This window comes from Streptococcus infantis (genome assembly GCF_047463655.1).
Lineage (GTDB): Bacteria > Bacillota > Bacilli > Lactobacillales > Streptococcaceae > Streptococcus > Streptococcus infantis_Z.
On sequence record NZ_JASHDM010000011.1, the window covers coordinates 33,342 to 60,276 of the forward strand.

A 26,935-nucleotide genomic window follows, 5' to 3' on the forward strand; every position below is an offset into this window, starting at 1 on the left:
GATGACAAATAGAATCAAACTTTTAGGTATTAACATTGATCCTCTTACGATGAGGGAAACAGTGGATGCTGTTGAACAATACGTACTGGGGAAAAGAGCATTACACTTAATGGGAGTTAATGCTGATAAAATTAATCAGTGCCATACAGATGAGAAAATCAAAAAAATTGTTAATGACTCAGGAATCATAAATGCCGACGGCGCTTCCGTTGTTCTTGCAAGTAAGTTTTTAGGAACACCTGTTCCTGAACGAGTGGCAGGGATTGATTTGATGCAATCTCTTTTAGAGTTGTCTAATAATAAAGGGTATTCCGTTTACTTTTTTGGAGCAAAAGAAGAGGTTTTGCAAGATATGCTCAAAGCATTTAAGAATGATTATCCTAATTTGATAGTTGTTGGACACAGAAATGGTTATTTTTCTGCAGATGATGAGCAAGATATTCAAGAAGATATTCGTGAAAAGAACCCTGATTTTGTGTTTGTTGGTATTACGTCTCCTAAAAAAGAATATATTATTCAAAAAATTATGGATAACGGTGTCAATTCGGTATTTATGGGAGTTGGTGGTAGTTTTGATGTCTTGTCTGGTCATATCCAACGAGCACCTCTATGGATGCAAAAGTCAAACCTTGAGTGGTTGTTTCGTGTAGCAAATGAGCCTAAACGCCTCTTTAAGCGTTATTTTGTAGGGAATGTTTCATTCATAGGAAAAGTTTTAAAAGCAAAAAGAGGTGTAAAATATTGAACCAAACAGAAATGGTAAAATTGATTCAGCAAGTTGAATTAGATGCTATAAAAGAGTTTCAAAAAATTTGTAAAGAGAATAATATAGACTTTTTCCTCCGTGGAGGTAGTGTACTTGGGGCAGTCAAATACGATGGCTTTATTCCATGGGATGACGATATGGATATCGCAGTACCTCGTGAAGGCTACGATAGACTTCCGGAAATTTTTAAGGATAGAATTATCGCAGGCAAATATCAGGTTCTTGCTTATCAATATTGCGACACTTTGCATTGTTACTTTCCTCGCCTATTCCTTTTGGAAAATGAAAGAAAACGTTTGGGCTTGCCACGAAATACAAATTTAGGATTGCATTTGATTGATATCATTCCTTTGGACGGTGCCCCAAATCATTCGTTTTTAAGAAAGCTTTACTTTGGTAAAGTATACTGGTATCGTTTTTTAGCAAGTTTAGGAACAACCTATGTTGGCGACCATGTGGATATGCATTCCGCTAAGCAAAAACTAATTATTGGTTTCTTTAAAAAACTAGGATTTGCAAAACTATTTCCTCAAAATTCTGTATACAGACGTTTAGATAATCTCTATAAAAAGTATGATTGGAAAAAGCAGCAGTATGCTGGGACTATCAATGCTTCTTTATTTGCTAAAGAAGTTATGCCGGTAGAGATTTGGGGAGAAGGAGTAGAGAAGCCTTTTGAGGATACCTTTTTTAAAGTTCCAACGGAGTATGACCGCTACCTTAAAAGACTTTACGGAGAAAACTATCTTCACGAAGAGCCTAGTGATGATGAAAAGAAATCGCATTTAGGAGGACACTAATTTGTTTTGTTATATTATTTTGCATTACAAAGTCTTAGAAGAAACTATTTCTTGTGTTAAATCTATAAAAGAAGGCAATTCTAATGCAAAGCAAATCGTTATTATTGATAATTTCTCTAATAATGGTACTGGTGAAAAACTACAAGAGCTTTATGAATCAGATTCAGAAATTGATGTTTTGATTAACCATGAAAATGCTGGTTTTGCTCGTGGAAATAATGTAGCTTATCAATTTGCTAAGGAAAAGTATAACCCCGATTTCATGGTTATCATGAATAACGATATTGAGATAGAAACAGAAGATTTTGAAAAAATCGTGACAGATATCTATAGTGAGGAGAAATTCCATTTGCTCGGGCCAGATATCTTCTCGACTACTTACCAACTTCACCAAAACCCAAAACGGTTGACACATTATACTTATGAAGAAGTTAAAGCTCTAAATGAAAAATTTAAAAAAGGGAGCCAAGTTAGTCTAGCTTTAAAAATCAAATGTTGGTTGAAAGCTAGTAAAGCTCTTCGAACAGCAATCTATCAAAATAGACGTAAAAAAGGATCAGTAGACTATAGAAAACAGGTAGAAAATCCAATTCTTCATGGTTCGTTTATTGTATATTCGAGAGATTTTATCGAAAAAGAGGAGTATGCTTTTAACCCTAACACCTTCTTCTACTATGAAACAGAGATATTAGATTATGAAGCTGAATTAAAAGGATACAAGAGAATTTACACACCGAAGATTAAAGTATTGCACCATCAAAATGTTGCAACTAATCAGGTTTATACAAACTTAGTAGAAAAAACTTTGTTTTCAAACAAATGTAACTTTGAATCCACTAGTTATTTTTTAACTTTAATGGAGAAAAATAAAATTAGTCGGTAATTATTAAAAATGAATAAAAAAATGATGAAAAAAATTTTATATGTGACAAATGTTGATTGGAATTGGATAAAACAGCGTCCACAATTTATTGCAGAAAGCTTATCTAATTTTTATGAGATACTAGTTCTGTATCGCTATTGGTATAATAGAAAAGGGTTGACTGAGGATAGAAATACTAATATTACAAATATATCACGTATTTATGCCCTACCTTTTGTTAATAGGTCACCTAAACTAAAGCAACTGAATGATAAAATTGTTGCTTGGAATATTCGAAGAAAAGTTAAGGCTTTTAAACCAGAATATGTATATTTGACAAATCCAATGCAGTTTGCATCTCTTGTAGACAATTCAGAACAAAAAATAATATATGATTGTATGGATTATCATGTGGCTTTTATAGAAGATAGAGAAGAACGCCAGCGATTAAAGGATTTAGAAGAGAAACTGGTCAATAGAGCTAATTTAATCTTAGTTTCGAGTGAGAAATTAAGAGAAAATATTATTTCTGATTATAACTTGGAAGAACAGGTTGATAAAATAGTGGTGGTTAGAAATGGTTATAATGGTAAAATCTTAAGCATTCCTACTCAGCATAAAAAGAATAACCAAAAGCTTGTACTTGCATATGTTGGAACTATCAGTCATTGGTTTGATTTTGATATCATTTTACGAAGTTTAGAAGATTTTGATAATATTGAATATAAGTTGATTGGTCCGATTAGCAAAGCTGTTATTCCTGAACATGATAGAATTCATTATTTAGGAAGTGTACCACACGAGAAGATTTATCAGTATATTGAGAATGCAGATGTTCTTATTATGCCGTTTCAAATTAATGATATTGTTGAAGCAGTGGATCCGGTTAAGTTATATGAATATATTAACTTTAGCAAAAATATACTTACGGTATGTTATAAGGAAATTCTGAGATTTGAACCATTTGTATACATGTATTCAAATTATTCAGATTACCAAATGAATCTGGTGCAATTGATTGAAAATAATAATTTGAAATATGACAGTATAGCTAGAGAAGATTTTTTGAAAAGTAATACTTGGGAAAAAAGAGCGGAGATGATTCATCAGCTGATTAATCAGTTGTAATTTTTTGTGGAGAGATGAATGAAGAGACAGAAGTTTGAATTTATAGAGATTCTATACTATTTTACAGTGATGCTATCAGTGGGAATGTTTCTTATGTTTTCCCTCAACTTATATTGGCACAGAAACTTATTAACTATTTTATCTATTGCACTCTTATTTTTAATGATTCCTATACTGATTGTTAATGCTAAAAGAATTTCTAAATCAGCTTTTATCTATGGTACTTTTTTATCTATATGTATTATATACGAGATATCAAGAGCTAAAACTCTTTATAATTATAGTGTGAGTAATATTTTTTTGGCATCCCGACAATATATATGGATTTTTCTATTTTTTGTATTGATTTACCTTTTTAAGAACAAACAAGAAAACATGAGAAAAATTTTAGATAATACACTCAATATTTTTATGTTTTCTCTTGGGATTAGAGCATTCACATGGTTTTTATATACAGTATTTCAATTTGAACTATTTCCATCTATTTTAAGAGAATTCGGAGATTTGTGGTATCGAAATGAATTTTCTGTACGAATAGATGGAACACCATTAATTATAATAGGTTTGTTAATCTCCACTTTTTTCTATTTTAAATTTGGAAATAGGAAATACTTTTATTATTTATTCTCGATATTAATGTATATAACATTTGTAAATCAGACAAGGATGCTACTGGTTTCTGTTTTGATTTCAATTTTTCTCATGTTTGTATATTCTAGAAGAACTTCTAGATTGCTCACCTCTTTAAGTTTTATAACTGTAATTATAGTATTCGTTTATGGAGGTGGATTGGATTATATTAAAGCATATTTAAATATCGACACTGGATCATTTGATATGGGATTAGGATTTAGATACTGGGAGTTGAAATACTATCTTGGTTTATTAGCTAATGATGTATGGAAACTTGGGGTTGGAATTCTAACATCAAGTAATATAAATAGTAATTTTATTTTGGCTGGGCCAAGTGCTGTTAAGATGTATCTAGATGATTTAGGTTTTTTAGAGTTATTTGTTCAATTTGGTGTGGCTGCAATTTTTATGTATGGTTATATATTTTATAAGATAATTAATTTAATTCTAAGAATGTCAAATGATAAATATAGAGTTGACCGAGCCTTTTTTATTGCACTCTTAACTAATTTAATAATTACTTCAATTTCTTTAAATATCTTTGGAGCGCAGAGAAGTTTCTCATTGGCAATTGTTCTAGCATTAATATTCTACTATGACTATAGGCTAAAAAATGACATAGAAAATTAGGTGTATAATGGATAAAGTATGTATAGTTATTCTCAATTATAATAATTATGAAGATACGATTGAATGTGTACAAAGTTTGAGAAGTACTATAAAATCAAATGAGTATGACATCGTGATTGTAGATAATAATTCGGTTAACGATAGTGTCAAAGAGTTATCCAGGGCGCTATCCCCTATTAAGATTATTACTAGTTTAGAAAATAGAGGATATGCGAATGGGAACAATATTGGAATAAAGTATGCTGAGGATAATGGATATGATTACATTTGTATATTAAACAACGATACACTAATTGAAGTTGATTTTTTGGAATCGTGTAAACGAGAACTAGAAGGTGATTCCTCTGTTGCTTTTGTTAGTCCAGTGTTAGTTGAATATAAAAATAATAACTTGGTACAATCTACAGGTGGTGATATTTTTATTAATAGAGGAATTGTAACTTTAAAAAATCATGGTGCTCAGAGAGACAAACTTCCTTCTAAAATCGAAAGTGACTATATTGGGGGAGCATGTTTGATGTTTAAAACCTCTATCTTGAAACTTATTGGATATATACCGGAAAGCTATTTTCTATTTTATGAAGAAACTGAATGGTGTTATAGAGCTAAAAAGTTAGGCTATAAGAATATATGTCTTACTCAAAGTTATGTTTATCATAAAGGTTCGGTCTCTATAAAAGCGGTCAATGGACTTCAAGAATATTTAATGGCGAGAAATAGAGTTGTATTTGTTCGTAGAAATGTAAATAGTAAACTAAGGTATACTGTTTTCTTGATCTATTTATTCATGCAACAACTTTATCATTGTTTCTCGAGAAGGGATTGTTCTAAAAGAAAGTATAAATATTATTTAGATGGTGTATTTAATAGAATTGATCCATCCTACCCATTTATTTTCATAAACGAATAAGTTACTGTTTATAACTGTAGATGCACTAAGGTAATTAGATTAAATAAGCAAAGAGAGTGGTCATTATAGGATCATAATTTAAAATAGTTAGGTGAAACATGGAAGTGTTTGATATATCTCAAATAAAAACAAAAATAGTCGCATTTGATTTTTTTGATACTGTTGTACATAGGAATTGTCATCCTGAGCAAACTTTGTATCAGTGGGCTAAGGAAATGGCTTTGGAGCTGAATTTTGATGTATCTCCTGCAATATTATACAAGGTTAGAAAAAGTGTCGAAAACGATAAAGAGTTAGGCACTGAAGAAATGTGTTATCTAGATCTTTTGTCTGGAATTTACGATAAAATTAAAGATAAGATAAAAATTATATCAAAAGAAGAGTTTATTCATAGAGCTAAAACTCTAGAGTTGAAAATTGAATTACAACATATTTACTTGGATTCGGAAATTAAAGAAGTTTTAAAAAGATTGAAAAGTGATTCAAAACAGATTATCCTAGTTTCTGATTTTTATACTGATAAAGAATTAATAGAAACTGTATTAAAAAAGTTTGAAATTTTTGATTATTTCTCTTCTATCTATATTTCGAGTGAGAAAGCTTGCCGTAAATCTACAGGAAATTTATATAAGTTAATTTTAAAAGAATTAGGCTTAAATCCTATAGACATTACCATGATAGGAGATAATTATAAATCTGATTATGAAGTACCGCGTTCTCTAGGATTAAATGCTATTTATAGACAATACATAGATAAAAATACAACGGTAGCAGAGAAAGAGTTGGTAAGACTCTATAATCAAATTTTATTTTCTAACAGTAAAAAAGCACCGTTTAATATTTTTTTAGCTGACATCGTATTCTTTATTTCGAAATTGCATAAAAAGATGATTCAAGATGATGTTCAAATAGCACTCTTTTGCTCAAGAGAAGGACAGTTATTGAAAAGACTTTTTGATATATATCAAGATACTTTTTTGGGGAAAAATCAAAAGATTTGTACAGAATATTTTTATGTTTCTAGACGATCGACATTATATTCTTCTTTTACTTCTTTAGAGAATGAAGAATTTGAGATGATTTTTCGTCAATATAAAAAAATTACATTACAAAATTTCTTGTTAAATTTAAACTTTTCTGATAATGAAATCATATTGATTTGTCAAGATTTAAAAGAGAAACCAACATATGTATTAACAGTAGACGATCATTTATTAGAGAAATTAAAAAAACATCCTCAGTTCATTACGAAGTTCAATAAAGAGAAAAAAGACAGTCAATTACTACGTGATTATATAGAACGTTTAACTAAAAACCAAAATGAAGTATATTTAGTCGATGTGGGTTGGAAAGGAACGATACAAGATAGTATCAAAAAGGCTCTTCCAGACAAGAGAATAGTAGGTTATTATCTAGGATTGATGCTCAATGTTTACTCAGTAGAAAATAAAACGGATAAAACTGGTCTATTATTTTCTGATTATCCAAATAAATCGGAATTTTATGATATTGTAAGTAGAAATTTTGAATTTTATGAAGATATTTTTGTAGCAGATCATGGTCCAGTTTTGAAATATAAAAAAGATAGTGAAATTATTCCCATTCTTGAAGATGATAAGAAACATGTGAGTATTTATCAGGCAGTTAAAGATTATCAAGAAGAGTTAGTATTTGGATTTTCAGAAATTTTGGAAGCTTATAAGAAAATGAAGTTTCTCCCTTTTGAACAAAAAAATCTATGGCTAATGATGTCGCTAAAAAAAGAATGTATTTATATACCTAAGTTACAATCATTTTCTGAATCTTTAAAAGAAAAAGTTGTTGAAAATTTTGGTGAGATAGTAACTCTTAAGACTACGAAAAAATCTTTAAAAACGTTATTAAGAGAGAAAAGCGATCTACTTTGGGTTGATTTCGTTTATAGATTGTTTGGTGGTGTCAATTTCCTATTTATTCCAGAATTATATACAAGAGTTATATTTTTATTGAAATATTTAGATTTGAAATTGAGGTTGAAAAATTATGGGGAATAAATCCATAAAGTTGAATGCATTATTAAATATTGTCCTGACGCTATCAAATATCATCTTCCCATTAATCACTTTTCCTTATATATCTAGAATATTGAATCCAACTGGTATAGGTTTAACTTCATTTTTTAGTTCAATAGGGAATTATGGTATTTTACTTGCTTCTCTGGGAATTTCAACTTATGGTATCAAAGCAGTAGCAAGTGTTAGAGATGACAGAGGCAAGTTGTCAAAGGTAGTGCAGGAGTTAATGATTATAAACGTTGCTATGTCTATAATAACAACTGCAATACTATTATTTTTGACTATATTTATAACACAATTGAATAAAGAATTTTCACTCTTATTGCTCACATGTGGGACAATTTTATCTTCTCCTTTTGCCTTAAATTGGTTGTATAGTGGAATGGAAGAATATACTTATATTACTACCCGGTCAGTAGTGTTTAAAATTTTATCATTAATATTGATTTTTCTACTTGTGAAAAGGCCAGAGGATTATATTGTTTTTGCTAGTATTTCATTGTTTTCTTCTCTAAGTTCAAATATCTTAAATCTATGGCATAGCCGACATTTCATTAATATTAAATTATATAAAAATTTACAATTTAAACATCATTTTAAACCAATGTGGTATTTATTTGCCTCATTACTTGCAGTAAATATTTATACTAATTTAGATACAGTTATGCTCGGTTTTATTAATGGTAATGAGGCTGTGGGATACTATTCTGTGGCATCAAAGGTTAAGTGGATTTTGCTTTCTCTTATTACATCTATTAGTGCAGTTTTGCTACCGAGACTTTCATTTTATATTAGTAAAAATGACACCTCGAATTTTAGAAAAATATTAAAGGAGTCATCTGCGGTTATATTTTTTATTGCGATTCCATTGATGGTATTCTTTATTGTAGAGGCGAAAGATAGTATCTTATTACTAGGAGGAAGTCAGTATCTTCCTGCGACCTTAGCCATGCAAATACTTATGCCAATTTTACTTATTTCTGGTTTTTCGAATATTACAGGAAATCAAATATTGATTCCAATGAATAGAGAAAAATATTTTATGGTTGCAGTAACGATTGGTGCTGTGATTAATCTTATTTTGAATCTACTGTTAATGCCTAAGTTTGGAATTATTGGTGCTTCTGTCGCAACTCTTTTTGCGGAATTGTCGCAGATGATGGTACAACTACATTTTTCAAAAGAATATTTAGTATCAAATATATCGATAAAGAGTTTGGTTAATGTGATAATTGCAACAGTTGTTTCTACAATACCACTAATCATTTTGAATCAGCTGATAACGATAACTATACCATTTTATTCTCTAATGCTAGCAGGTTTTGCTTTCTTTTCATTATATTTAGTAATTCTGCTTTTATTAAAGGAGGAAGTGACGATTCAATTATTTTCTCTTCTTGCAAAGAAGAAGTAAATTGGTCAAAAATTGAAATGTATAAACAAATAAAGAATTTAATTATTGATTTAGGAGGAAATCATGAAGATAATGCTAGTTTTTGGTACACGTCCAGAAGCGATAAAAATGTGTCCATTAGTGAATGAGTTGAAAAAACAGGCAGATATGGAAACAGTTGTTTGTGTAACTGGTCAGCACAAGGAGATGGTTATCCCTGTTTTGGAATTGTTTGGAGTTCAACCAGACTATGATTTAGAAATAATGAAAGCTAATCAAACCTTGTTCTCTATAACAACAAGTATTTTAGAAAAAATTAAACCTGTTTTAGAAGAAGAACAACCAGATATTGTTCTAGTTCACGGTGACACTACTACAACATATGCAGCAGCTTTGGCAGCATTTTATCTTGGAATTAAGGTTGGCCATGTTGAAGCTGGGTTACGAACTTACAACCTGCAAAGTCCCTTCCCAGAAGAATTTAATAGACAATCGACTTCTATTATTGCAAATTATCATTTTGCTCCAACTGAATTGGCTAAAGAAAATCTTTTAAAAGAGGGTAGAGAGAATGTTTATGTAACTGGAAATACAGTTATTGATGCACTTACAACTACAGTACAAAAGGATTATACACACCCTGATTTAGATTTAAACGTTGACACTCGTCTTATTCTACTAACTGCTCATAGACGTGAAAATCTCGGAGAACCTATGAAACACATGTTTAGAGCTGTTAAACGAGTTTTAAATGAATACGATGATGTTAAGGTAATTTATCCAATTCATAAAAATCCCTTGGTGCGTGAAACAGCTGCGGAAATTTTTGGAGACACAGAACGTATTCAGATTATTGAACCTTTGGATGTTCTTGATTTTCATAATTTCATGAATCATAGTTACATGATTTTAACTGATTCAGGAGGAGTTCAGGAAGAGGCTCCTTCTTTAGGAAAGCCTGTATTGGTCATGCGAGATACGACAGAAAGACCTGAAGGAGTAGCTGCCGGAACGTTGAAATTGGTTGGAACTGATGAGGAGACTATTTATCAAAACTTTAAGATGCTTTTAGACGATTCCGAAGAATATAAAAAAATGAGTCAAGCTAGTAATCCTTATGGAAATGGTGATGCTAGTAAACAGATAGTTCGTATTTTACGCGGAATTTAAGCGAGGCTAGGTAAAGTAATAATATAGAAAGGTACCCTACTATGAAAGGTATTATTCTCGCGGGTGGTTCGGGGACACGTTTATATCCATTGACTCGAGCTGCATCAAAACAACTGATGCCGGTTTATGATAAACCGATGATTTACTATCCACTTTCAACTTTGATGTTGGCTGGGATTAGGGATATTTTGATTATCTCAACTCCTCAAGATTTGCCTCGTTTCAAAGAACTTTTGCAAGATGGCTCTGAGTTCGGGATTAAACTTTCTTACGCGGAGCAACCGAGTCCAGATGGTTTGGCGCAAGCCTTTATCATTGGTGAAGAGTTTATTGGTGATGATAGAGTTGCTCTGATCTTGGGTGACAATATCTATCACGGTCCTGGCCTTTCGAAGATGCTACAAAAAGCGGCTAGTAAGGAGTCAGGAGCGACTGTTTTTGGTTACCATGTGAAGGACCCAGAACGGTTCGGTGTTGTTGAGTTTGATGAAGACATGAACGCCATTTCTATCGAAGAAAAGCCAGAACATCCTCGTTCAAATTATGCAGTTACAGGTCTCTATTTTTACGATAATGATGTAGTAGAAATTGCCAAAAGTATTAAACCAAGCCCGCGTGGTGAATTGGAAATTACAGACGTTAACAAGGCTTACCTAGATCGCGGAGATTTATCCGTTGAGGTTATGGGACGTGGCTTTGCCTGGTTGGATACGGGCACTCATGAAAGTTTGCTAGAGGCTTCACAATATATCGAAACAGTCCAACGTATGCAAAATGTTCAGGTTGCAAACTTGGAAGAAATTGCTTACCGCATGGGCTATATCAATCACGAAGATGTGTTGGCCTTAGCCCAACCACTTAAGAAAAATGAATACGGACAGTATCTGCTCCGTTTGATTGGAGAAGCATAGATGACAGATAATTTTTTCGGCAAGGCACTTGCAGCACGTAAGGTTGATGCAATTCCAGGTATGTTGGAGTTCGATATTCCCGTTCATGGAGATAATCGTGGCTGGTTTAAAGAAAATTTCCAAAAGGAAAAAATGCTTCCACTTGGATTTCCAGAGTCTTTCTTTGCAGAAGGAAAATTGCAAAACAATGTATCTTTCTCACGTAAAAATGTCCTTCGAGGCCTCCACGCAGAGCCTTGGGATAAGTACATCTCTGTAGCAGATGGAGGGAAAGTTCTGGGTTCTTGGGTTGATCTACGCGAGGGTGAAACCTTTGGGAATACCTATCAGACAGTCATTGATGCAAGTAAGGGAATCTTTGTTCCTAGAGGTGTGGCCAATGGTTTCCAAGTCCTATCAGATACAGTTTCTTATAGTTATCTGGTCAATGACTACTGGGCTCTCGAGCTCAAACCTAAGTATGCCTTTGTGAACTACGCTGACCCAAGCCTTGGCATTGAATGGGAAAATCTTGCAGAAGCAGAGGTTTCAGAAGCTGATAAAAATCATCCACTACTTAAGGATGTAAAACCTTTGAAAAAAGAAGATTTGTAAAAAGGGAAGAATATGACTGAATACAAAAAAATTATCGTGACAGGAGGAGCTGGTTTTATCGGTTCCAACTTTGTCCATTATGTTTACAAGAATTTTCCAGATGTTCACGTGACAGTCTTGGACAAGTTGACTTATGCTGGAAACCGCGCTAATATTGAGGAAATTTTAGGTGATCGTGTTGAGTTGGTTGTTGGGGACATTGCGGATGCGGACTTGGTAGACAAGTTGGCAGCTCAAGCAGATGCTATCGTTCACTATGCTGCTGAGAGTCACAATGACAATTCGCTCAATGATCCATCGCCATTTATCCATACTAACTTTATCGGAACCTATACTCTTTTGGAAGCAGCTCGAAAATACGACATTCGCTTCCACCATGTGTCTACAGACGAAGTTTATGGCGACCTTCCTCTACGCGAAGATTTGCCTGGTCATGGTGAAGGTCCAGGTGAGAAATTTACTGCTGATACCAAATACAATCCAAGCTCTCCATACTCATCAACTAAGGCGGCTTCAGACTTGATTGTCAAAGCCTGGGTACGTTCTTTTGGTGTGAAGGCAACGATTTCTAACTGTTCAAATAACTACGGTCCTTATCAACACATTGAAAAATTTATCCCACGCCAGATTACCAACATCCTAAGTGGAATTAAGCCAAAACTGTATGGTGAAGGTAAGAACGTTCGTGACTGGATTCATACTAATGACCATTCTTCAGGTGTTTGGACAATCTTGACAAAAGGGCAAATCGGTGAAACCTACTTGATTGGTGCTGATGGTGAGAAGAACAACAAGGAAGTTTTGGAACTAATCCTTAAGGAAATGGGACAACCTGCCGATGCCTATGATCATGTGACTGATCGTGCAGGACATGACCTTCGTTATGCGATTGACGCAAGCAAGCTCCGTGATGAGTTGGGCTGGAAACCAGAATTCACCAACTTCGAACAAGGTCTCAAAGAAACCATTCAATGGTACAGAGATAACCAAGAATGGTGGCAAGGAGAAAAAGAAGCTGTTGAAGCCAACTACGCTAAAACACAAGAGGTTCTTGAAAAATAAAAGGCAGAAACTTTCTGCTTTTTATTGCTATACCGAAGAATTGTAAATCAGTTGAAAGGAAGAAAAATGATTTTAATTACAGGGGCAAATGGCCAATTAGGAACGGAACTTCGTTATTTGTTGGATGAGCGTAATGAAGAATACGTTGCGGTTGATGTGGCTGAGATGGATATTACCGATGCAGAAATGGTTGAGAAAGTTTTTGCCCAAGTGAAACCGACTTTAGTTTACCATTGTGCAGCCTACACAGCTGTTGATGCAGCTGAGGATGAAGGAAAAGAACTGGACTTTGCCATCAATGTTACGGGGACAGAAAATGTCGCCAAAGCATCCGAAAAGCATGGTGCAACTCTAGTCTACATCTCTACAGATTATGTATTTGACGGTAAGAAACCAGTTGGACAAGAGTGGGAAGTGGATGACAAACCAGATCCTCAAACGGAATATGGTCGTACTAAGCGTATGGGAGAGGAGCTTGTAGAAAAACACGTTTCAAACTTCTATATTATCCGTACTGCCTGGGTTTTTGGAAATTATGGCAAAAACTTCGTCTTCACAATGCAAAATCTTGCTAAAACTCATAAGACCTTGACAGTTGTAAATGATCAACATGGTCGACCAACCTGGACGCGTACCTTGGCCGAGTTCATGACTTTCCTAGCTGAAAATCGCAAGGAATTTGGTTATTATCATTTGTCAAATGATGCAACGGAAGACACAACTTGGTATGACTTTGCGGTTGAAATTTTGAAAGATACAGATGTGGAGATCAAGCCAGTAGATTCAAGTCAATTTCCGGCAAAAGCTAAACGTCCGCTAAACTCAACAATGAGCCTTGCAAAAGCCAAAGCTACTGGATTTGTCATCCCAACTTGGCAAGATGCCTTGAAAGAATTTTATAAACAAGACCTTAAAAAATAAATATTGAAATATTGCTATAAAGTATATTTTGAACTAGAGATATTTCAGGATTAGTGCCCTATCACTCATGCTAAAGGATGAAATGATTTTATTAGAGAAGTCGAACTATGTGTGATAGACACTCGCACTAGGAAATAGATTTATAGAATTTTCTTTTGGACAGTTGCGGAAAATAGGACCCATTTTCCAGTGACTTTATAAAAAGGTGGAGGAGGTAAAAACTCAATTTGAAGATAAATTGAGTAAATATTTCCGTTATAAAACGCATAGTATCAAGTTTTTTTTGAACATCTGATATTATGTGTTTTCTTATTTTAAGGGGGCGTTTGCCCAGTCGTTTTCTTTTATAATTACCCACCGATGAAATCGTCGGATAATTATAAAAATCCAAGAAAAAGCTTGCGTAAATGTTAGAAAATTCGAGCACGAATGTATTTTTTGTGTTATAATATTCTGTGAGTAGTTATGCCTTGGTGTAGCTATTAAAAATAGAAGTGTGAAACTGGTAAGATAGAGAGGACGCAGTGTAATGACTAGGAATGGTTTTTTTACAGGCTTAGATATCGGAACTAGCTCTATTAAAGTGTTGGTTGCAGAGCTTGTAAATGGTGAAGTAAATGTAATTGGCGTAAGTAATGCCAAAAGTAAAGGTGTCAAAGATGGGATTATCGTTGACATCGAAGCAGCAGCGACTGCTATTAAGTCTGCAATTTCTCAAGCAGAAGAAAAAGCAGGGATTTCAATCAAGTCTGTAAACGTTGGTTTGCCAGCTAATTTGCTACAAGTTGAGCCAACTCAGGGCATGATTCCGGTGACATCAGATACAAGAGAAATTACAGATCAAGATGTTGAAAATGTAGTTAAATCAGCTTTGACTAAAAGTATGACTCCAGACCGTGAAGTTATCACCTTTATTCCAGAGGAATTTGTCGTAGATGGATTCCAAGGAATTCGTGATCCTCGCGGGATGATGGGTGTGCGTTTGGAAATGCGCGGCCTCTTGTACACTGGCCCACGTACGATTCTCCATAATCTTCGTAAAACTGTAGAGCGTGTAGGCATTCAAGTTGATAACGTGATTATTTCACCTCTTGCAATGGTTCACTCTGTCTTGAATGAAGGTGAACGTGAGTTTGGTGCGACTGTTATCGATATGGGTGGTGGCCAAACGACGGTTGCCACTATTCGCAACCAAGAACTTCAATATACAAATGTCAACCAAGAGGGTGGCGATTATGTCACAAAAGACATTTCAAAAGTTCTTAAGACTTCTAAGAAAATTGCAGAAGGTCTAAAATTGAACTATGGTGAAGCTTATCCACCGCTAGCTAGCAAGGAAACTTTCCAAGTTGAAGTGATCGGTGAAGTTGAACCAGTTGAAGTGACTGAAGAATACTTGGCTGAGATTATTTCGGCAAGACTTAAGCACATTTTTGAGCAAATTAAGCAAGATTTGGAAAGACGTCACCTATTAGACTTGCCAGGAGGTATTGCTTTGATTGGTGGAAATGCCCTCCTTCCAGGTGTCGTTGAATTGGCCCAAGAAGTATTTGGAGTCCGTGTTAAGTTATTCGTACCAAATCAAGTTGGGATTCGCAATCCTGCTTTTGCCCATGTCATTAGCTTGTCAGAATTCGCTGGAAGCCTTACTGAAGTGAATGTTCTAGCTCAGCGAGCAATTCGAGGTGAACATGCTTTAAGCCACCAGCCACTTGACTTTAGAAGTTCAGCTCAACCTGTTTCACCTGTTTCTCCACGACCAGTATTTAATACAGTGACAACACCTGAGCCTGAAACAAACCAATCTGTTGAACCAGTAGCTCCTCTTCAATCAGAAGAAAAGAGCAAAGGTAAATTAACGGATCGTTTCCGTAGCTTGATTGGAAGCATGTTTGACGAATAAAATAGAGGAATATAAATATGACATTTTCATTTGATACAGCAGCAGCACAAGGTGCAGTAATTAAAGTAATCGGTGTCGGCGGTGGTGGTGGGAATGCCATCAACCGTATGGTTGACGAAGGCGTTTCTGGCGTTGAGTTTATCGCAGCCAACACAGATGTACAGGCTTTGAGCAGTACAAAAGCTGAGACAGTTATCCAGCTTGGCCCTAAATTGACTCGTGGACTTGGTGCAGGAGGTCAACCTGAAGTTGGTCGTAAAGCTGCAGAAGAAAGCGAAGAAGTATTGACAGAAGCGATCAGCGGTGCTGATATGGTCTTCATCACTGCTGGTATGGGTGGTGGTTCTGGTACAGGTGCTGCACCAGTTATCGCTCGTATTGCAAAAAGTCTTGGTGCTTTGACAGTCGGTGTTGTTACTCGCCCATTTGGTTTTGAAGGAAGCAAACGTGGACAATTTGCTATCGAAGGGATTAACGAACTTCGTGAGCATGTTGATACACTCTTGATTATCTCAAACAACAACTTGCTAGAAATCGTTGACAAGAAGACTCCACTTCTTGAAGCATTGAGTGAAGCAGATAACGTTCTTCGTCAAGGTGTGCAAGGGATTACAGATTTGATTACAAATCCTGGTTTGATCAACTTGGACTTTGCAGACGTTAAGACTGTTATGGCCAATAAAGGTAACGCCCTTATGGGAATTGGTATCGGTAGCGGTGAAGAACGTGTTGTAGAAGCTGCTCGCAAAGCAATCTACTCACCACTTCTTGAAACAACTATCGATGGTGCTGAGGATGTTATCGTTAACGTAACTGGTGGTTTGGACTTGACTTTGATTGAAGCTGAAGAAGCATCAGAGATTGTTAACCAAGCAGCTGGGCATGGAGTTAACATCTGGCTTGGAACATCTATTGATGAGACAATGAAAGACGAAATCCGCGTGACGGTTGTTGCGACAGGAGTACGTCAGGATAAAGTTGAGAAAGTTGTAACTCCTCAACCGCGCCAAGCAACACACCGTGAACCTGCTCGAACTAGTCATGCGCAGACTTTTGATCGTAATTTTGATATGACTGATACAGCAGAAATTCCAACTCCAAGTTATCGTCGTCAAGAAGCTCCAAAGACATCAGCTTTTGGTGACTGGGACTTGAGACGCGATGCTATCGTTCGTCAAGGAGAGCCAGTTGTTTCTCCAGTGGAACGTTTTGAAGTTCCAGCAGCTACGGATGAAGATGAGTTGGAAACACCACCATTCTTTAAAAATCGTTAATGAAGATGAATTTAAAAGAAAATACGAACCTTGTTTTTCAACAGATATCGAATGCAGTTCAGGAAGCTGGTCGTGAAAACGACTCGGTTTCTGTGATTGCGGTGACCAAATATGTAGATGTTGAAACAGCCTCAGCTTTGGTTTCGCAAGGAGTGCAACACATTGGTGAGAACCGTGTTGATAAATTTCTTGACAAGTATCATGCTCTAAGTGATAAGAATCTTACCTGGCATTTGATTGGAACCTTACAGAGACGTAAAGTCAAGGAAGTGATTTCTTATGTGGATTATTTTCATGCATTAGATTCCTTAAAGCTAGCTCAGGAAATTCAAAAACGAGCAGACCACAAGATTAAGTGCTTTTTGCAAGTAAATATTTCTAAGGAAGAAAGTAAGCACGGGTTTTCGAAAGAAGAATTGTTAGCCCTCTTACCAGAACTTTCAGAATTAGACCAGATTGAGTATGTGGGACTGATGACCATGGCTCCATTTGAAGCAACTAGTCAAGAGTTACTAGAGATATTTAAAGAAACGCAAGAATTGCAAAAAAACATTCAAGAAAAACATCTCCCCAATATGCCGATGACAGAACTCAGTATGGGTATGAGTCGAGACTTCAAAGAAGCGATTCAATGTGGTTCAACTTTCGTTCGAATCGGCACAGCATTTTTTAAGTAGGAAATAACCATGTCACTAAAAAATAAATTTGAAAAGTTTATAGATTATTTCACTGAAGATGGAGAAGAAGTGGCACCAAACGTTGCTGAATTAAAGCCTGAAAAAACGCTAACATCAGTTTCTGCCCCCATGGAAGAACTTCCACAAGCTCAACAACTTCCCCAGCCTTCACAAGTGAATTCAAAGGAAAAAAATATTACGCGCCTTCATGCTCGTCAGCAAGAATTAGCGATGAAGAGTCATCGTAGTACAGAAAAGGTAACCATTGATGTTCGTTATCCTCGTCGCTACGAAGATGCAACGGATATCGTTGATTTACTAGCAGGCAATGAAAGTATTTTAATTGATTTCCAATACATGACTGAAGTACAAGCGCGTCGTTGTCTAGATTATTTAGATGGAGCTCGTCATGTACTTGCTGGTGAATTAAGAAAGGTTGCAAATACCATGTACCTTTTGACACCAGTAGGAGTTGTGGTTAACATCGAAGATATTCGTTTGCCAGAGGGAACTCATGGTGAAGAGTTTGATTTCGATATGAAGAGAAAACGAGTGAGATAATGATATTTCTAGTTCGCTTTATTCAAAACGCTACAGATATCTATTCTATGATACTTGTAGCGTTTGCTCTCTTATCCTGGTTTCCAAATGCCTATGAGACTAGAGCAGGTCGTTTGTTGACTAATTTAGTCAAACCGATTCTTCAACCCTTGAGACGTCTGCCGCTGAGTATTGGTGGTTTAGATTTTTCAGTTTGGGTGGCCGTCCTTTTAGTTCATTTAGTCGGTAACTATCTGATCCGTTTTCTTTTAATACTAGCATGAGAAAAGATATCTATCAGCATTTTTCAGTCGAGGATATTCCTTTTATTGATAAAGGTTTGGAGTGGCTTAGGCAGGTTGAGGAGCACTACGCTCCCATCTTAACTCCCTTTATCAACCCTCATCAGGTCTTTATTTTAAAGACATTGGGCAATCATCAAGGGATTCAAGTTTTTTCTAGCAATGATTTTGTAGCTAGCGAGTATAGTCGTGTACTACTTGCACCAGATTATTTCATACCGACTTTGACGGATTTTGAAATGGACTTGCTTGAGATTGTTTATTCTAGCAAGTTTGACCAATTGACTCATTCCAAGATTTTAGGAACTGTTCTGAATCGTCTGGGAATCGATCGCAAGTTGTTTGGTGATATATTGGTAACGGAAAATAGAGCTCAAATCATTGTGGACCGGAAATTCACTTCTCTCTTTCAAGATGGGATTCAAAAGATTGCTCGATTGCCTGTCAAACTTGAAGTCAAATCCTTTGAAGAATTGGTAGAAGCCGAGAGTGATTATCAGGAAAAGGAAGTTTTAGTTCCGAGTATGCGCTTGGATGCTTTCTTGTCAAATGTTCTGAAATTGTCTCGCTCTCAGACAGCTGATTTATTAGAAAGAAAATATGTTCAGGTAAATTACCATCTGGTTGAAAAATCCGATTATCAAGTTAAGATTGGTGATTTAGTAAGTGTCAGACGTTTTGGAAGAATTAGTGTTCTGAGAGAAAATGGTCAGACAAAAAGGGATAAGAAGAAATTGACAATACAATTATTATTAAGTAAGTGAGGGGAAAATATGCCAATTACATCGTTAGAGATTAAGGATAAAAGCTTTAGTACTAAGTTTAGAGGTTTTGATCCTGAAGAAGTTGATGAATTTCTCGATATTGTAGTTCGAGACTATGAAACATTGGTTCGAAGTAACCATGATAAAGAGCAACAAATTAGAAATTTAGAAGAGCGTTTGTCTTATTTTGATGAGATGAAAGATTCATTGAGTCAGTCTGTTTTAATTGCTCAAGATACTGCTGAGCGAGTTAAACAAGCAGCTACTGAACGCTCTCATAATATCATTCATCATGCTGAACAGGAATCACAACGTTTGCTTGATGAAGCTAAGTACAAGGCAAATGAAATTTTACGTCAAGCAACTGATAATGCTAAGAAGGTTGCGATTGAGACAGAAGAACTGAAGAATAAGAGTCGCGTCTTCCATCAACGCTTGAAATCTACAATTGAAAGTCAATTGGCCATCGTTGATTCATCTGATTGGGAAGAAATTTTACGTCCAACAGCAACTTATTTACAAACTAGTGATGAAGTCTTTAAAGAGGTGGTTAGAGAGGCTTTGGGGGAAAATATTTCAGCATTTCATGAGGAGGAAGCCAATGATTTGACTCGTCAGTTTTCACCTGAAGAGGTTGCTGAACTCCAAGCACGTATAGAAGCAACTAATCGTGAATTGATGGAAGCACAGGATGAATCAACTTTATCTGACTTATCTTCGTTAGTAAATAATGAAATGAGTTCTGAGTCTAAAGAGGATTCAGAATAACAATTTCTCAACATTTATAATTGTAAAATCTGAGAACAAGATCTAATCAAACATATTTCCAGCGAGTAGGAGATGGTGAAAGTCCTACAATCCCTGTTGATTAGATTATCCTCTCAAGTTATCAAGTCTGAAGTTAGTAGGATTTGACGTTACCCACGTTACGGGAAAAGAGGGAGAAAGACTAGTTCTTTTTCCGAACAAAGGTGGTACCACGATTTTCGTCCTTTTTAGCGAGTCGTGGTTTTTATTTTGCCTATATAAAAAAGGAGATATCATGAAACTCAAAGAAACTTTAAATCTTGGGAAAACTGACTTCCCAATGCGTGCAGGCCTTCCTACAAAAGAGCCAGTCTGGCAAAAAGAGTGGGAAGAAGCAAAACTCTACCAACGTCGTCAAGAGTTGAATGAAGGGAAACCTCACTTCACTCTTCATGATGGACCTCCATACGCTAACGGAAATATCCACGTTGGTCATGCTATGAACAAGATTTCAAAAGATATCATTGTTCGTTCTAAGTCTATGTCAGGATTCTACGCACCATACATCCCAGGTTGGGATACACACGGACTACCAATCGAGCAAGTCTTGGCTAAACAAGGTGTTAAACGTAAAGAGATGGACTTGGTTGAGTACTTGAAACTTTGCCGTGAATACGCTCTTTCTCAAGTAGATAAACAGCGTGAAGACTTCAAGCGCTTGGGTGTTTCAGGTGACTGGGAAAATCCTTATGTGACTTTGACTCCTGACTATGAAGCAGCCCAAATCCGTGTCTTCGGTGAGATGGCAAACAAAGGTTATATCTACCGTGGTGCTAAGCCAGTTTACTGGTCTTGGTCATCTGAGTCAGCTCTTGCTGAAGCGGAGATTGAATACCACGACTTGGTATCAACATCACTTTACTATGCCAACAAGGTTAAAGATGGCAAAGGTGTTCTAGATACAGATACTTATATCGTTGTCTGGACAACTACTCCATTTACTATCACAGCTTCTCGTGGTTTGACAGTTGGTGCAGATATTGATTACGTTTTGGTTCAACCTACTGGTGAAGCTCGTAAGTTTGTGGTCGCTGCAGAATTATTGACTAGCTTGTCTGAGAAATTTGGCTGGACTGATGTTCAAGTTTTGGCGACTTATCGTGGTCAAGAATTGAACCATATCGTGACAGAACACCCATGGGATACTGCAGTAGATGAACTCGTTATCCTTGGTGACCACGTTACAACTGACTCTGGTACAGGTATCGTCCATACAGCTCCTGGTTTTGGTGAGGACGACTACAATGTTGGTGTGGCTAATGGTCTTGAAGTTGCTGTGACAGTTAACGAACGTGGTATCATGATGGCTAATGCTGGCGCTGAGTTTGAAGGTCAATTCTACGACAAGGTAGTGCCAACTGTCATTGAAAAACTAGGCAACCTCCTTCTTGCTCAAGAAGAAATCTCTCACTCCTACCCATTTGACTGGCGTACGAAAAAACCAATCATCTGGCGTGCAGTTCCACAATGGTTTGCTTCAGTATCAAAATTCCGTCAAGATATTTTAGATGAAATCGAAAAAGTGAAATTCCATTCAGAATGGGGTAAAGTCCGTCTTTACAACATGATCCGTGACCGTGGTGACTGGGTCATCTCTCGTCAACGTGCTTGGGGAGTTCCTCTTCCAATCTTCTACGCAGAAGACGGCACACCAATCATGACAGCTGAAACGATTGAACATGTAGCTCAACTCTTTGAGGAACATGGTTCAATTATCTGGTGGGAACGTGATGCTAAAGCCCTCTTGCCAGAAGGATTTACACATCCAGGTTCACCAAATGGTGAGTTCAAGAAAGAAACAGACATCATGGACGTTTGGTTCGACTCAGGTTCATCATGGAATGGTGTCGTGGTTAACCGTCCAGAACTCAAATACCCAGCCGACCTCTACCTTGAAGGTTCTGACCAATACCGTGGTTGGTTCAACTCTTCTCTTATCACATCTGTGGCTAACCATGGTGTGGCACCATACAAACAAATCTTGTCACAAGGTTTTGCCCTTGATGGTAAAGGTGAGAAGATGTCTAAATCTCTTGGAAATACCATTGCTCCAAGCGATGTTGAGAAACAATTTGGTGCTGAAATCTTGCGTCTCTGGGTAACAAGTGTTGACTCAAGCAACGATGTACGTATCTCTATGGATATCTTGAGCCAAGTTTCTGAAACTTACCGTAAGATCCGTAACACGCTTCGTTTCTTGATTGCCAATACATCTGACTTTAACCCAGCTGAGGATGCAGTAGCTTACGAAGAACTTCGTTCAGTTGATAAGTACATGACCATCCGCTTTAACCAACTTGTTAAGACCATTCGTGACGCTTATGCAAACTTTGAATTCTTGACAATCTATAAAGCCCTAGTGAACTTTATCAACGTTGATTTGTCTGCCTTCTACCTTGATTTTGCCAAAGATGTTGTTTACATCGAAGGTGCCAAATCATTGGAACGCCGTCAAATGCAGACTGTCTTCTATGACATCCTGGTGAAAATCACTAAACTCTTGACACCAATCCTTCCTCACACTGCGGAAGAAATCTGGTCATATCTTGAGTTTGAAGCAGAAGACTTTGTTCAATTGTCAGAATTGCCAGAAGCTCAAACATTTGCTAATCAAGAGGAAATCTTGGACACATGGGCAGCCTTTATGGACTTCCGTGGTCAAGCTCAAAAAGCCTTGGAAGAAGCTCGTAATGCCAAAGTCATCGGTAAATCCCTTGAAGCTCACTTGACTGTTTATCCAAACGAAGTCGTGAAAACTCTTCTTGGAGCTGTTGATAGCAATGTAGCTCAACTTTTGATTGTGTCTGAGTTGACCATCGCAGAAGGTGCAGCTCCAGAAGGTGCAGTAGCCTTTGAAGATGTAGCTTTCACTGTAGAACGTGCAGCTGGTGAAGTGTGTGACCGTTGCCGTCGTATCGACCCGACAACAGCAGAACGTCATTACCACGCAATCATCTGTGACCACTGCGCAATCATCGTAGAAGAAAACTTTGCGGAAGCAGTCGCAGAAGGATTTGAAGTAAAATAAAAGTAAAAAATGGCGAGGGTAGTCCAAAGGGTAATTTGAAAAGAAAGGCCAATAGCACTCTCCAACATTAAACGCATAATATCAAGACTTTTGCAAGTCTGGTATTATGCGTTTTTTTATTGTAATGCCCTTTTTACCAAGTATCTTTTTTGTATAGTGGATTGAATCCATAATATAGTAGATTGAATCTAAAATCATACATTATGACTGCTAAAAATATTTCTAGAAATTAGTTTGACTTTCCTAATCGAATTGTTCATACCTTATTTCAATCAAATATAGTATAGCACACTGTTGCTTCTAAAATATGGATAGAAATTGATTTGATTTCCCTAGTCAATTTGTTCAGATTTTATTTCATTTTACTATAAAATAAAATTGCTCTTTTTTGTTAGCAGGCTGCTTAAGAAATATCTAAGCCCGTGTATAAATTTGGAATTCTAGCAGCTAATCAACGTATTCTAGGAAGCTAAGGAAAGAGTTTCTAACAAAACATACAATATATATGTTTGTGTGGTGAAAATTTTTGCTCTTTTTGATTTTAAAAGAACATCAAGTTTTTAAGAAAAAAACTAACAAAATAGAGAAAAACTATATTTAGATATTATAAAAACCTATATGTATACATTTGGAATATAATAAACCGAAAGAAATCGAAAGAATAAATTTGATTCATCTAAGTAAAAAGATTATAATAAAATTGTATTTATAATACTACATAAACACAAAAGGAGAATATTTGATGTATTTTAATCGTAAAAATGCGGAACAGAAGAACTGGCGTATGATCAAAAAAGGAAAACATTTCTTGTTTGGTTGTTCGCTTGTATTTGCAGTTGGAGCAACTTTAGCTATTCCAACAGTCCAAGCTGATACAACTGAAGTTAAGGCGGAAGTTACAGCTGGAACAGCTCAAGCAGAACCTAATGCTGAAGGGCCTACCTATGCTGCACCAGCTGCAACTAGCCCAGTTGCGACTGAAGCAGTAGAAGCAAATTCAGCAACAACTGTCGTTTCAGCTGACAAATCTCAACTAGAAGCTGTTTTGACACAAGCTAAAGCTAAAAACTTGGATGGTCAAGAAGCTTCAGTTAAAGCTGAAGTAGCAGCTGCAATTGCAGAAGCAGAAGCATTAGTTGCGAACGGTTCAGCAAGCCAAGATCAAATCAACCAAAGTGTTGAACGTTTGACTCAAGCTGTGGCAAGTGTGAAGGAAGTTACTGAAGCAGCAGTTGAGAAAACATCGGAAGCAACTACAGAATCTTCAGCAACTCCTAAAGTAAGAAGCAGACGTGCGACTACTGAAGGAACAACTCGTTCAATTGATGAAACTAACCTTGCTCGTGCTATCGTAACCAAGGAAAACTTTGAAAGTTTCTTCCAAGAAGGAGGAACTGCAAGTTATGAAAAATCTTCAGGAACTATTAAGTTGACAGAAGATGTATCAGGACAGGCTGGTAATGCCTACCTACGTTTTAAAATCGATCCTAGCCAAGATTTCTCTTTCACTGGTAAGGTAGATATTGGTGATAAGTATGAAGGTCATCCCGTAAACAAACGTGATGGTGGTGACGGAGTCGGTTTTGTCTTCCATACAGGTAAGCAAAGTCAACTAGGTCTTCCTGGTGCATCAATCGGTATGGGTGGAATTAATGCAGCTTTTGGTTTCAAACTTGACTCATGGTGGAATAAAGGTACTCCAAAACCTGAAATCAAATCAATGGCAGATCCTTCATACAACCGTGGAGATACGAATCATGCGTTCGGTGCGTTTTATTCATCAAACAATCAAGGAAGAGTAAATTCTATTACAGAGATGAAACCTTTAAATCCAGCACCAAATGGACAATGGGTTGATTTCAAGATTAACTATAATGGAACTAAAAAAGAATTCACGGTAACATACGGTAGCCAAACTTGGACAACAAAACTTGATAAATCTAGCCGTAGTATGACAAATGAAGCCAAGAATGCCTTGACTGCTAGAAATGCTACCTATGCCCTCTCATTTGTCGGAAGTACAGGTTCTGGTACAAACTTGCAACGTGTTCAGATTGAAAAATTTGAGTTTACAGCGCCACAAATCGTCCATATGAAGTTTGTTGATACAAAAGGTAATGAAATCGAAGCAAGTAGTGCGATTCCAGGTGATGAAAATGAGGTTATTAACCTTAGCACCCAAGACAAAAAGATTGCAGCAGTTGAAGCTAAAGGGTATACACTGAAAGAAATTGATTCTAGCAAGGCTCCTTCATACATTAAAGAAAACAACACAGTTACCCTAACTCCAGGTGGTCAATTGTTGACTTATGTATTTAAAGTAAAAGATACCACACCACCAGCAGCCCCAACTGTAAATTCAGTTACAGCAGGCGCTACAGCGGTAACGGGTACAGCCGAAGCAGGCTCAACCGTAGAAGTAACTCTTCCAGGTGGGTCTAAAGTATCCGCGAAAGCCGACCAAGATGGAAGCTACAGTGTTCCAGTAAGTGCCTTGAAGGAAGGCGACACCGTATCTGTGACTGCGACAGATGACGCTGGTAACAAGTCAACACCGACATCAGTAACGGTACCAGATACAACGGCCCCAGCAGCCCCAACTGTGAACCCAGTTAAGGCAGGTGCTACAGCCATCACAGGTACAGCCGAAGCAGGTTCGACAGTAGAAGTAACCCTTCAAGATGGACAAAAATCCTCTGCAAAAGCTGGAGAAAATGGTGAGTTTTCAATTCCAGTTCCAGCTTTGAATGCTGATGATCAAATTAGTGTTACAGCAACAGATGTAGCTAAAAACACATCAACTCCAACTAAAGTTACTGTAAAAGAGACAGTTCGTCCGACCTTACACATTCCATATGATGATCCTGCGACACAAGCCATTTATGTTTACTCTGGTGAAGAAAATAATATTGAGCTAAAGGTAACTGATAATTCAGGTAAGATTGTAAAAGCTTATCTAGCTTTACCACAAGATAACCGCAGTGGGCTTGGTGCAGAAGACACTACCTTCTTAAACGGTAGAACTAAAGGTGGTTTGTATCTTAAGACTGAAGGTATTCATGTAGAAACTACTGCTACAGAGTCAACTCCAGCTATCGTTCGCGTAACTGGTGAAGTTCCTAAAAACACTTACACAGAAAGTAGTGGACAATTCACTCGTTACCTCTTTGCTGAAGATGCGGCGGGTAATACAGGTTATGAACATGTTGGTGATGCGACTACACCAGGACAACTTGGGCGTATCCGTTTTATGTGGAAACCACAAACATTCAAGTATACTGCAGTAGCTCCATCAACACCTATTACATCAAACACTGTTCCAGAAGCAAGTGCTATTGAAAAAGCTGTTAAAGATGCCAATCCAACATTCAGTGACAAGATCGGAAGTGTTACTTTAGATGGTACGAATGTTAAGGTTACTTATAAGGATGGAAGTACAGATACTCTAAGTGCAGACTCAGTATTTACAATTAAACCAACTGCACCTACAGTAACACCAGTTAAGAATACGTCAGCCTTAACTACACCAGAAAAACAAGCTGTAGAAGCAGCAGTAAGAACAAAGAACCCAGATGCGACAACAGTAGTAGTTGGAAATGATGGTTCAACAACATTAACTTACTCAAATGGGTCAACAGCAAAATTGACACCAGCACAAACTGTTAGTCAAGCAGACGTTACAGCTCCATCAGCACCAAGTGTGAACCCAGTTAAAGCTGGAGATGAAGCAATCACAGGTAAAGCTGAGCCAGGTTCAACTGTAGAAGTTACTCTTCCAGGCGGAGCTAAGAAATCAGCGACAGCTG

22 protein-coding genes are annotated in these 26,935 nt (G+C 36.6%); all 22 read left to right on the forward strand.

Going from position 1 to position 26,935, the window contains the following annotated elements; translation table 11 throughout:
* Position 1 precedes the first annotated feature (1 nt).
* Positions 2-745, forward strand: a complete 744-nt coding sequence (locus QM877_RS07895) for a WecB/TagA/CpsF family glycosyltransferase (RefSeq protein WP_414311170.1) — start codon at positions 2-4, stop codon at positions 743-745.
* Positions 742-1,566: a LicD family protein gene (locus tag QM877_RS07900; protein ID WP_414289699.1), complete on the forward strand. Its 825-nt coding sequence runs from the start codon at positions 742-744 to the stop codon at positions 1,564-1,566. Before QM877_RS07895 ends, QM877_RS07900 begins: the two co-directional genes overlap by 4 nt.
* A 1-nt stretch (position 1,567) precedes the next feature.
* On the forward strand, positions 1,568-2,449 hold the full coding sequence (locus QM877_RS07905; RefSeq protein ID WP_049530530.1) for a glycosyltransferase: 882 nt from the start codon (positions 1,568-1,570) through the stop codon (positions 2,447-2,449).
* Positions 2,450-2,473: 24 nt separating this feature from the next.
* The gene (locus tag QM877_RS07910; protein ID WP_223141144.1) at positions 2,474-3,556 is read left to right on the forward strand and encodes a glycosyltransferase; all 1,083 of its coding nucleotides are present in this window, start codon (positions 2,474-2,476) and stop codon (positions 3,554-3,556) included.
* A gap of 18 nt (positions 3,557-3,574) precedes the next feature.
* On the forward strand, positions 3,575-4,819 hold the full coding sequence (locus QM877_RS07915; protein ID WP_414311171.1) for a polymerase: 1,245 nt from the start codon (positions 3,575-3,577) through the stop codon (positions 4,817-4,819).
* 7 nt (positions 4,820-4,826) lie between these two features.
* Entirely contained in the window at positions 4,827-5,729 is a 903-nt protein-coding gene (locus tag QM877_RS07920; protein WP_414318093.1) for a glycosyltransferase family 2 protein, read from the forward strand.
* Between the two features lie 98 nt (positions 5,730-5,827).
* Positions 5,828-7,762: an HAD-IA family hydrolase gene (locus QM877_RS07925; protein WP_414318094.1), complete on the forward strand. Its 1,935-nt coding sequence runs from the start codon at positions 5,828-5,830 to the stop codon at positions 7,760-7,762.
* The gene (locus tag QM877_RS07930) at positions 7,752-9,197 is read left to right on the forward strand and encodes a flippase (protein ID WP_414318095.1); all 1,446 of its coding nucleotides are present in this window, start codon (positions 7,752-7,754) and stop codon (positions 9,195-9,197) included. The genes QM877_RS07925 and QM877_RS07930 overlap by 11 nt, the downstream gene beginning before the upstream one ends.
* A 60-nt stretch (positions 9,198-9,257) precedes the next feature.
* The gene (wecB, locus tag QM877_RS07935) at positions 9,258-10,346 is read left to right on the forward strand and encodes a non-hydrolyzing UDP-N-acetylglucosamine 2-epimerase (RefSeq protein ID WP_281335637.1); all 1,089 of its coding nucleotides are present in this window, start codon (positions 9,258-9,260) and stop codon (positions 10,344-10,346) included.
* A 41-nt stretch (positions 10,347-10,387) separates the two neighbouring features.
* Positions 10,388-11,257: a glucose-1-phosphate thymidylyltransferase RfbA gene (rfbA, locus tag QM877_RS07940; RefSeq protein ID WP_281335629.1), complete on the forward strand. Its 870-nt coding sequence runs from the start codon at positions 10,388-10,390 to the stop codon at positions 11,255-11,257.
* Positions 11,258-11,851, forward strand: a complete 594-nt coding sequence (locus QM877_RS07945) for a dTDP-4-dehydrorhamnose 3,5-epimerase family protein (protein ID WP_153225226.1) — start codon at positions 11,258-11,260, stop codon at positions 11,849-11,851. It begins immediately after the preceding gene.
* 12 nt (positions 11,852-11,863) lie between these two features.
* Complete coding sequence (gene rfbB, locus QM877_RS07950) at positions 11,864-12,913, forward strand: dTDP-glucose 4,6-dehydratase (RefSeq protein WP_414318096.1); 1,050 nt, start codon at positions 11,864-11,866, stop codon at positions 12,911-12,913.
* 66 nt (positions 12,914-12,979) lie between these two features.
* On the forward strand, positions 12,980-13,834 hold the full coding sequence (gene rfbD, locus QM877_RS07955) for a dTDP-4-dehydrorhamnose reductase (RefSeq protein ID WP_414318097.1): 855 nt from the start codon (positions 12,980-12,982) through the stop codon (positions 13,832-13,834).
* A gap of 529 nt (positions 13,835-14,363) precedes the next feature.
* On the forward strand, positions 14,364-15,737 hold the full coding sequence (ftsA, locus tag QM877_RS07960; protein ID WP_414315556.1) for a cell division protein FtsA: 1,374 nt from the start codon (positions 14,364-14,366) through the stop codon (positions 15,735-15,737).
* Between the two features lie 17 nt (positions 15,738-15,754).
* Entirely contained in the window at positions 15,755-17,011 is a 1,257-nt protein-coding gene (gene ftsZ, locus QM877_RS07965; protein ID WP_414318098.1) for a cell division protein FtsZ, read from the forward strand.
* 5 nt (positions 17,012-17,016) lie between these two features.
* Positions 17,017-17,688: a YggS family pyridoxal phosphate-dependent enzyme gene (locus QM877_RS07970; protein ID WP_248035604.1), complete on the forward strand. Its 672-nt coding sequence runs from the start codon at positions 17,017-17,019 to the stop codon at positions 17,686-17,688.
* A gap of 9 nt (positions 17,689-17,697) precedes the next feature.
* Positions 17,698-18,249, forward strand: a complete 552-nt coding sequence (locus tag QM877_RS07975; protein ID WP_075231297.1) for a cell division protein SepF — start codon at positions 17,698-17,700, stop codon at positions 18,247-18,249.
* Positions 18,249-18,512: a YggT family protein gene (locus QM877_RS07980; protein ID WP_414318099.1), complete on the forward strand. Its 264-nt coding sequence runs from the start codon at positions 18,249-18,251 to the stop codon at positions 18,510-18,512. Before QM877_RS07975 ends, QM877_RS07980 begins: the two co-directional genes overlap by 1 nt.
* The gene (locus tag QM877_RS07985) at positions 18,509-19,294 is read left to right on the forward strand and encodes an RNA-binding protein (protein WP_414318100.1); all 786 of its coding nucleotides are present in this window, start codon (positions 18,509-18,511) and stop codon (positions 19,292-19,294) included. The genes QM877_RS07980 and QM877_RS07985 overlap by 4 nt, the downstream gene beginning before the upstream one ends.
* 9 nt (positions 19,295-19,303) lie before the next feature.
* Positions 19,304-20,062: a DivIVA domain-containing protein gene (locus QM877_RS07990; RefSeq protein ID WP_075231300.1), complete on the forward strand. Its 759-nt coding sequence runs from the start codon at positions 19,304-19,306 to the stop codon at positions 20,060-20,062.
* 274 nt (positions 20,063-20,336) lie between these two features.
* Positions 20,337-23,129 carry an isoleucine--tRNA ligase gene (gene ileS, locus QM877_RS07995; RefSeq protein WP_281335634.1) on the forward strand — a complete coding sequence of 931 codons (2,793 nt, stop codon included), beginning with the start codon at positions 20,337-20,339 and terminating at the stop codon, positions 23,127-23,129.
* A gap of 742 nt (positions 23,130-23,871) precedes the next feature.
* On the forward strand, positions 23,872-26,935 hold a 3,064-nt coding region (locus QM877_RS08000), incomplete at its 3' end, for a lectin-like domain-containing protein (protein ID WP_414318101.1).